This is a genomic window from Streptomyces sp. NPDC001156 (assembly GCF_053598275.1).
Genome location: NZ_JBSFJX010000077.1, coordinates 33,568 through 41,707, shown reverse-complemented (window position 1 = coordinate 41,707; position 8,140 = coordinate 33,568). Strand labels below are relative to the sequence as shown.

The window sequence follows — 8,140 nt, the reverse complement described above, 5'->3', positions numbered from 1 at the left end:
AAACCAGCGCGAGGGGGCCGGTGTGGTCCCACCAGGTCGCGGCACGGGTCTTCGGTGTGCCTTTCGACGTGGCCTCTGCGGTCGGCACGCGGCCGAAGGGCCGGGCGGGTGTGGGGAGAGGGCGGGGCTGCGCGAGGACGCTCGTGCCGGACGGCAGTGCGGCGGCCTGCTCCGGCGTCGTCACCGCCGGGCCGAGACCGCGGTGCCGGTAGGCGGCGAGGTGTCCGGCAAGGGTGCCGTGCAGGCGGAACGTCTCCCACTTGTGTGCGGTCGTATGCGAGCGGGCCCGGCCAGGGATCCGCGTGTACTCCCACCAGGTCCCGGTCTTGGGTCGGCCGAACCTGCGGCCGGTCGCATCGGGGAACAGGTGCCGGGCGATGCCTTCCCACACCTCGTCGGCCTGATGCATCACCAGCGCTTTCGTCACGTGGTGGCCCAGGTGGCGGGAGCATTCCATGTGCCGGTAGCCGCGGCGTTCCATCCCCTTTCGGGACAGGCCCAGCACCTGCCGCCACGCCTTCGCGTCCGTTTCGCGGCGCATGTCGCCGGCCCAGTACGCGTCGACTGCGGCGCGAGCATCGCGCTGCAGGGCGCGCTTGAGCGACCACATCGCCGAGTACAGGTTCTCCACCCGCTGCAGGTCCTCAAGACGGTGGACGTCCAGGGGCAGACGGATCACCGCCGGCTCGGTGTCCTCGCCGCGCTTCCAGCGTTCGCCCTTGTTCTTACCCCGGAACCGGCGAACGGGCGCGGCATCGGAGGCGGGCGCGGCATCGAGCAGGCTCGTGCTCATGGACTTTCCCGCCTCCTTGTGGACCCGCCAACGATGGAGACCCGTCCGGGCATGCGCCGCCTCGGCAATCACATCAAAGCTACCTGCCGTCACTGACAACGCCCCCTGCAGCCGGTCAGCTTGACTTCGTATGCTGTCGGTAATGCGCCTGCCTCTCGCCTCCTGCACCGCTGCCGACCTGCGGGCCTAAACCGGGCTGACCGGGCCGCAGATGCACCGGCTCGTGAGGCAACTGTGGGAGAAAACGCCCGACACCGACCGCGGCCGGCCCTGGGGCGCTGCCGTTCACCGACCGGGTCCTGCTGCTCGTCCTCGCCTACCAGACCAACCTCACCATGCAGCAACTCGGCTCCCTGTTCGGCATCTGCGACTCCGCAGACCACCCAGTCGTCGACCCTCTCGCCGGACCCCTCGCCGAGCTCCTCCGCCCGCCGCCCACCGACCGCAGGGAACTGTGGGTCATCGACGGGACTTTGATCCCTGTCCACGACAAGAAGAAGACCGCAAAGTCGAAGAACCACCGGCGCAGCGTCAACGTGCAGGTCGTCTGCCGGGTCCGCGACCGAAGGGTCGTCGCGGTCGGGGACGCGCGGCCAGGAAACCGCAACGACATCGTCGTCTTCCGGGAAACCGTCGCCAGGACCCTGCCCGACCACCCCAGGCTCTCCGGCGACGGCGGGTATCGCGGCAGCGATCGCATCCGCACACCACGACGTGGCCCAGACGGCCGCATCATCAAAGACCGCAACCACCACCGCTTCCGCCGGCGCCGCGCCGTCGCCGAACACACCATCGCCCGCCTCAAAGACCACCAGGTCCTTCGACAGCGCCGACGCAAAGACGACGGCATCAACCACGCCGTCACGGGAGTTGCCGCACTCCACAACCTGAAGCTCGAAATCCGGTAACCGAGGGTTGGCCGGCAAGGAGACCACGGCCCGTTCCGCATGACGGGATAACTCTTAGGCAGGGCGAAGGCCCGGCACCCGAAGGGGTGCCGGGCCTCGCTCAGTACGGCTTGGCGCCTGGATCAGTGGGAGTGACCGTGGCCGTGGCCGGCCGCGGCCGGCTCCTCTTCTTCCTTCTTCTCGACGACCAGGGTTTCGGTCGTCAGCAGCAGGGAGGCGATGGAGGCGGCGTTCTCCAGGGCGGAGCGGGTGACCTTGACCGGGTCGATGACGCCGGCCTTGATCAGGTCGCCGTACTCGCCGGTGGCGGCGTTGTAGCCCTGGCCCTTCTCGAGCTCGGCGACCTTGGAGGCGATGACGTAGCCCTCGAGGCCGGCGTTCTCGGCGATCCAGCGCAGCGGCTCGACCACCGCGCGGCGGACGATCGCGACACCGGTGGCCTCGTCGCCCTGCTTGCCGAGGCCCTCGGCCAGCACCTTGGAGGCGTGGACCAGCGCGGAGCCACCACCGGAGACGATGCCCTCCTCGACCGCGGCGCGGGTCGCGGAGATGGCGTCCTCCAGACGGTGCTTCTTCTCCTTCAGCTCCACCTCGGTGGCGGCGCCGACCTTGATCACGCACACGCCGCCGGCCAGCTTGGCGAGGCGCTCCTGGAGCTTCTCGCGGTCCCAGTCGGAGTCCGTGGTCTCGATCTCGGCCTTGATCTGGCCGATGCGGCCCGCGACGTCCTCGGACTTGCCGCCGCCGTCGACGATGGTCGTGTCGTCCTTGGTGACCGTCACGCGGCGGGCGGAGCCCAGCACGTCCAGGCCGACCTGGTCGATCTTGAGGCCGACCTCCTCGGCGATGACGGTCGCGCCGGTGAGGACCGCCATGTCCTGCAGCATCGCCTTGCGGCGGTCGCCGAAGCCGGGGGCCTTGACGGCGACGGCGTTGAAGGTGCCGCGGATCTTGTTCACGACGAGGGTGGACAGGGCCTCGCCCTCGACGTCCTCGGCGATGATCAGCAGCGGCTTGGAGGAGCCGGCCTGGATGATCTTCTCCAGCAGCGGCAGGAGGTCCGCGATGGCGGCGATCTTGCCCTGGTGGATGAGGATGTACGGGTCGTCGAGGACGGCCTCCATGCGCTCCTGGTCCGTCACGAAGTACGGCGACAGGTAGCCCTTGTCGAAGGCCATGCCCTCGGTGAAGTCCAGCTCCAGACCGAAGGTGTTGGACTCCTCGACGGTGATGACACCGTCCTTGCCGACCTTGTCCATCGCCTCGGCGATGAGCTCGCCGACCTGCTGGTCCTGAGCGGACAGCGCGGCGACGGCGGCGATGTCGGACTTCTCCTCGATCGGGCGCGCGGTGGCGAGGAGGTCCTCGGAGACCGCGGCCACGGCGGCGTCGATGCCCTTCTTCAGGGCGGCCGGGGAGGCACCCGCGGCGACGTTCTTCAGGCCCTCGCGCACCAGCGCCTGGGCGAGCACGGTGGCGGTGGTTGTACCGTCACCCGCGATGTCGTTGGTCTTGGTCGCCACCTCCTTCACCAGCTGGGCACCGAGGTTCTCGTACGGGTCGTCGACCTCGACCTCACGGGCGATGGTGACACCGTCGTTGGTGATGGTGGGCGCGCCGAACTTCTTGTCGATGACGACGTTGCGACCCTTGGGGCCGATCGTCACCTTGACCGTGTCGGCAAGCTTGTTGACGCCGCGCTCGAGGGCGCGACGGGCGTCCTCGTCGAACTTCAGGATCTTCGCCATGGAGCGTTTCAGTCCTCTCGAATGCGATCATCGGCCGCCTCCGCAGGACGGCCGCCATCGCGGTGAAGAACGAACCGCGCCCCCGGCGCCCGGCTGATCATCGGTCGCGGGGGCCAGGGGCGCAGCTCGAAACAGTCTTCTTCGGTGAATTACTTCTCGATGATCGCGAGCACGTCGCGAGCCGAGAGGACGAGGTACTCCTCGCCGCTGTACTTCACCTCGGTGCCGCCGTACTTGCTGTACAGCACGATGTCGCCGGTCTTGACGTCGAGCGGAAGGCGCTCGCCGTTCTCGAAGCGGCCCGGGCCCACGGCCAGGACGACGCCCTCCTGGGGCTTCTCCTTGGCGGTGTCCGGAATGACCAGGCCAGAGGCCGTGGTCTGCTCGGCGTCCAGCGGCTGGACCACGATGCGGTCCTCAAGCGGCTTGATGGCAACCTTGGAGCTGGTGGTCGTCACGATCCGACCTCCCCCTTCGGAGATCTCACGGGGTCAACTGTCTGAGGTGGCGACCAGGTCGATCCGTCGTCGCGGGTGCCGGACCTGCCCGTCGCTTTGTTGGCACTCTCCAGTGGCGAGTGCCAGGGCCGAGACTATGACCGCGATTAGCACTCGGTCAAGCGGAGTGCCAGTCGCCCGCGTCGCGGCGTGGTCGGCCGGGGTCGCCGGGCCTGTGTCCGGCGTCCCGGGGCGGTGCCTTACGGACGGCGACGGCGCCGGCTGACCCTCTTCATCGGCCTGAACCGCCTTGTCCTCGAACGCCGGGCAGGCCCGCGGAATGCCCGGCTCCGTACCGTCCGGGTCTCCGGGGCACGCGCGCTCGGCGCGGCGCGCGAGCGGACTACACGTAGTCCTCGAGGCTGGCCACCGTGAGCCCCCTCGCCTGGATGCGCCGCAGGAGGTGGCTCGTCTCTACGGTCACGGAGGCGAGGGGACGGCTCGGCTCGTGGGGGCGGACGATGTCGCCCGCGCAGACCAACCTGCCCCTGCCGTGCCGCTCCGATGCCGGGCGCCAGAGGACCAGGGCCGTGATGCCGCAGTCCGCGGCCGCGCGGAGCGTGGTGCGGTCGTAGGCGCCGTAGGGCGGGTGGAGCAGGCGGGGGCGCAGGCCGAGGCGGGCCTCCAGCCGGTCTCGCTGGCCGCAGATCTCGGTGTGCTGTTCGTCGTAGGTGCGGCCGCGCAGCGGGGTGTGGTCCATGGTCTGGTTCTGGATGGCCGCACCGGCCTCCCGGAGCCGTGCGACGTGCGCGAGTCCCGGTTCCACGGCGCGGTCCGTGAGGAACACAGTGACCGGCAGCCGCAGTTCACGGACCATGTCGGCGAACCGGGGATCGTCTTGGACGCCCTCGTCGTACGTCAGGAAGACGACCCTGTCATCAGTGGGGACATGGTCGAGGACCTCCGGCAGCCCCGCTCCGGGCCGGCCCGCACTGCCGGCCCGGGGACGAGCCGGCCGGGGTGCCGGGGCGAGCGGGGCGGTGAGACCCCAGTGGCGGAACGTACGGTCGATCCGCCTGTGCGGCCGGTGCACCTTCTGCGCCGCTTTCCTGCCCAGCCGTTCGATGGGGTCCACGGACTGGGCGCAGCCGGACAGGAGCGCGACGGCGAGCGCCCCGGCGATCAGGGGCCGCACCTTCCTCGCCGAAAGCGGGGACTCGATCAGCGGCAACTTCACTGGTCCACAGAGGTGCTTTACGCGCTTTTTGTACTTTTGTCGTACGGACCGCATGGTGTCGGATCCTTCCAGCCGCGGACGGCCGCGGCGGGCCGACACCGCGGCCGGACACACACCGTCCATCGACTGGCCGACAATGATCCCGTGAACGACCTCTCCTTCGCCTCCCTTCTCACCCCCGAGGGCCGCGCCCTCCTGGACGAGGTCCGCGGCACCGACCCCGCGCAGGAACTGGCCGTCGCGACCCGGCTGCGCCGTACGCACCCCGCCGAGCTCGTCTCGGCGGCCCTCGCACAGGCGCGGCTGCGCGAACGGGCGGCGGCGAAGTTCGCCGCCGAGGACGCGCAACGGATGTTCTTCACCCCGAACGGCGTGGAGCAGTCCACCAGGGCCGCGGTGGCGGCCCACCGCGCCGAGCGGCTGCGGGCCCTTGGCGTGGCCTCCGTCGCCGATCTGTGCTGCGGCATCGGCGGCGATGCGATCGCGTTCGCCCGGGCCGGGATCCGGGTCCTGGCCGTGGACCGCGATCCGTCGACGGCGGCGGTGGCACGGGCGAACGCGGACGCGCTGGGGTTGTCCGCGCTGATCGAGGTGCGCGAGGCGGACGTCACGGAGGTGGACGTGTCCCCGTACGACTCCGTCTTCGTGGATCCGGCGCGGCGCGGCGGGCGCGGCAGGATCTTCGACCCGGAGGCGTACTCACCCCCGCTGTCCTGGGCCGTGGCGACGGCCCAGAAGGCGCCGCACGCCGCGCTGAAGGTCGCCCCGGGCATTCCGCACGAGGCGGTGCCCGCCGGTGCCGAGGCCGAGTGGATCTCGGACGGCGGGGACGTGAAGGAGGCGGTGCTCTGGTTCGGCACACAGCCGGGCCACGTACGGGCCACCCTGCTGCCGGGTCCGCGCGTGCTGCACGGCCGCGGGCTGCCCGATCCGCCAGTGCGCACGCCCGGCCGCTACCTCTACGAACCCGACGGCGCGGCGATCCGTGCGCACCTGGTGGCGGAGGTGGCGAAGGAGCTGGACGGCGGGCTGATCGACGAGACGATCGCGTATGTGACGGCGGACGAGCACCGCCACTCGCCGTACGCCACCGCGTATGAGATCACCGACCGGCTCCCCTTCAACGTGAAGAGACTGAAGGCGCTGCTGCGGGAGCGGGAGGTCGGGGTCCTGACCGTGAAGAAGCGCGGTTCCGCGGTCGAGCCGGAGGAACTCCGCCGGAAGGTCCTGCCCAAACCGCACGGGCCCCACGCGCTGACCGTGTTCCTGACCCGGGTGGCGGGCGCGCCGACGATGCTCCTGGGGCACCGGGTCTAGCCGGAGTTCCCTGCCCGGCGGCATGCCTCCGCCCGTGCCCGCAGCAGCTCCCGTTCCCGTTCGTTGCGGGCGAGGCCGGCGGCGCGCTCGAACTCCGCCCCGGCCTCGGCCGTGCGCCCCAGGCGGGCCAGCAGATCGCCGCGGACGCTCGGCAGCAAGTGGTAGTCGCGCAGGGCCGGTTCTGCGGTGAGACGGTCGACGATCTCCAGCGCCGGGCCGGGGCCCTCGGCCATCGAGACGGCGACGGCCCGGTTCAGCTCGACGACCGGCGAGGGCGTCCGCGCGGCCAGCAGGCCGTACAGGATGGCGATGCGCGCCCAGTCCGTCTCCTCGTAGGCGTAGGCGTGCGCGTGGCAGGCGGCGATCGCGGCCTGGAGAACGTAGGGGCCCGGGGCGCCGGTGGCGACCGTGTCGGCGCGGCCCAGGGCGGCGATGCCGCGGGCGATGAGCAGGCGGTTCCAGCGGGCCCGATTCTGGTCCTCGAGCAGCACGGGCCCGCCGTCCGGTCCGGTGCGGGCGGCCGCGCGGGAGGCCTGGAACTCCAGCAGCGAGGCCAGGCCGTGCACTTCGGGCTCCTTGGGCATCAACTCGGCCAGCACCCGGGCCAGTCGCAGCGCGTCCTCGCACAGGGCGGGGCGCAGCAGGTCGTCGCCGGCGGTGGCCGCGTACCCCTCGTTGAAGATCAGGTAGATGACCTCGAGGACGGACCCGAGCCGCGCCTCCCGCTCGGGCCCGTACGGCACCTCGAAGGCCACGCCCTTTGCGGCCAGCGTCCGCTTCGCCCGGACGATGCGCTGGGCGACGGTGGCCTCCGGCACGAGGAACGCCCGGCCGATCTCGGCCGTCGTCAGGCCGCCGAGCAGACGCAGGGTGAGCGCGATCCGGGACTCTGCGGACAGCACGGGGTGGCAGGCGGTGAAGACGAGCCGCAGCAGATCGTCGTCGATGTCCTCGGGGTCGGCGGGCTCGTCGATGTGGTACGGCGCCGTCTCCAGTTCCCGCCCGACCTCGGCGAGCTTGCGCGCATACCGCTCGCGACGGCGGACGAGGTCGATCGCGCGGTGCTTGGCGGTGGCCATCAGCCAGGCGCCGGGATTGTCGGGCACCCCCTCCCGCGGCCACTGCTCCAGCGCGGCGACCAGCGCGTCCTGCGCGAGTTCCTCGGCGATGCCGACGTCCCGGACGATCCTGGCGACGCCGGCGATCACACGGGGCGACTCGATCCGGAATACGGTCTCGATGGCACCGGCGGGGCCGTCGGGGGGCGGGGCGGCGGTGGGCTGCTGTTCCACAACCCACCATGCAACACCCCCGGCGGCCGGGCGCCAAGGCGGTGTCACCCCTCGGCGATCTCCCGCACCTCGCAGGTCACCGTCCAGTACTCCTCGTGGACCTTCAGGAACCGGGTCGTCCACTCGATGGCCTCGGCCCTGTCCTTGCACTGCATGATCGCGTAACCGCCCACGACCTCCTTGGACTCGGTGAACGGGCCGTCCGTGACGGAGATCTTCCCGCCCTCCCAGCGCACCCGGGTGCCCTGCGCGGTCGGCGTCAGGCCGGCGGTGTCGAGCATCACCCCGGCCTTGGTGACCTCCTCGATGAGCTCGCCCATCCGCTGCATCAGCTCGGGGCTCGGGCCCTCGGCGGGCGCGGTGGTCTCGTCGATGCGCACAAGCGACAGATAGCGCGGCATTGGTGTC

The 8,140-nt window shown here is 71.0% G+C and carries 7 protein-coding genes and 1 pseudogene; 2 read left to right on the top strand and 6 right to left on the bottom strand.

Annotation, left to right across the window (positions count from 1 at the left end):
• Window positions 1–793 (bottom strand): annotated as a pseudogene (locus ACWDA7_RS29425) (hypothetical protein); the annotation flags it as partial.
• Between the two features lie 335 nt (window positions 794–1,128).
• Between ACWDA7_RS29425 and ACWDA7_RS29420 the strand changes: the two are divergent.
• On the top strand, window positions 1,129–1,701 hold the full coding sequence (locus ACWDA7_RS29420) for a transposase (protein ID WP_450607826.1): 573 nt from the start codon (window positions 1,129–1,131) through the stop codon (window positions 1,699–1,701).
• Window positions 1,702–1,823: 122 nt separating this feature from the next.
• Here the strand turns inward: ACWDA7_RS29420 and groL are convergent, their stop codons facing one another.
• The 3 genes from groL to ACWDA7_RS29405 all read right to left on the bottom strand — a co-directional run bounded on the left by groL (window position 1,824) and on the right by ACWDA7_RS29405 (window position 5,123).
• A complete protein-coding gene (gene groL / locus ACWDA7_RS29415) occupies window positions 1,824–3,449 on the bottom strand; it encodes a chaperonin GroEL (RefSeq protein ID WP_450607824.1) in 1,626 nt (541 codons plus the stop codon).
• A gap of 149 nt (window positions 3,450–3,598) precedes the next feature.
• On the bottom strand, window positions 3,599–3,907 hold the full coding sequence (gene groES, locus ACWDA7_RS29410) for a co-chaperone GroES (protein ID WP_019066754.1): 309 nt from the start codon (window positions 3,905–3,907) through the stop codon (window positions 3,599–3,601).
• Between the two features lie 382 nt (window positions 3,908–4,289).
• Window positions 4,290–5,123 carry a polysaccharide deacetylase family protein gene (locus ACWDA7_RS29405; protein WP_450607822.1) on the bottom strand — a complete coding sequence of 278 codons (834 nt, stop codon included), beginning with the start codon at window positions 5,121–5,123 and terminating at the stop codon, window positions 4,290–4,292.
• A gap of 144 nt (window positions 5,124–5,267) precedes the next feature.
• On the opposite strand from ACWDA7_RS29405, the gene ACWDA7_RS29400 reads away from it, so the two are divergent.
• The gene (locus tag ACWDA7_RS29400; protein WP_450607820.1) at window positions 5,268–6,440 is read left to right on the top strand and encodes a THUMP-like domain-containing protein; all 1,173 of its coding nucleotides are present in this window, start codon (window positions 5,268–5,270) and stop codon (window positions 6,438–6,440) included.
• On the opposite strand, the gene ACWDA7_RS29395 is transcribed toward ACWDA7_RS29400, so the two are convergent.
• Together ACWDA7_RS29395 and ACWDA7_RS29390 are read right to left on the bottom strand one after the other, a co-directional pair.
• The gene (locus tag ACWDA7_RS29395) at window positions 6,437–7,732 is read right to left on the bottom strand and encodes an RNA polymerase sigma factor (protein WP_450607818.1); all 1,296 of its coding nucleotides are present in this window, start codon (window positions 7,730–7,732) and stop codon (window positions 6,437–6,439) included. The two genes, ACWDA7_RS29400 and ACWDA7_RS29395, sit on opposite strands and share 4 nt — an antisense overlap.
• A 44-nt stretch (window positions 7,733–7,776) precedes the next feature.
• Window positions 7,777–8,133, bottom strand: coding sequence for a YciI family protein (locus ACWDA7_RS29390; RefSeq protein ID WP_360990603.1), 357 nt, complete (start codon window positions 8,131–8,133; stop codon window positions 7,777–7,779).
• Between the last annotated feature and the right edge of the window lie 7 nt (window positions 8,134–8,140).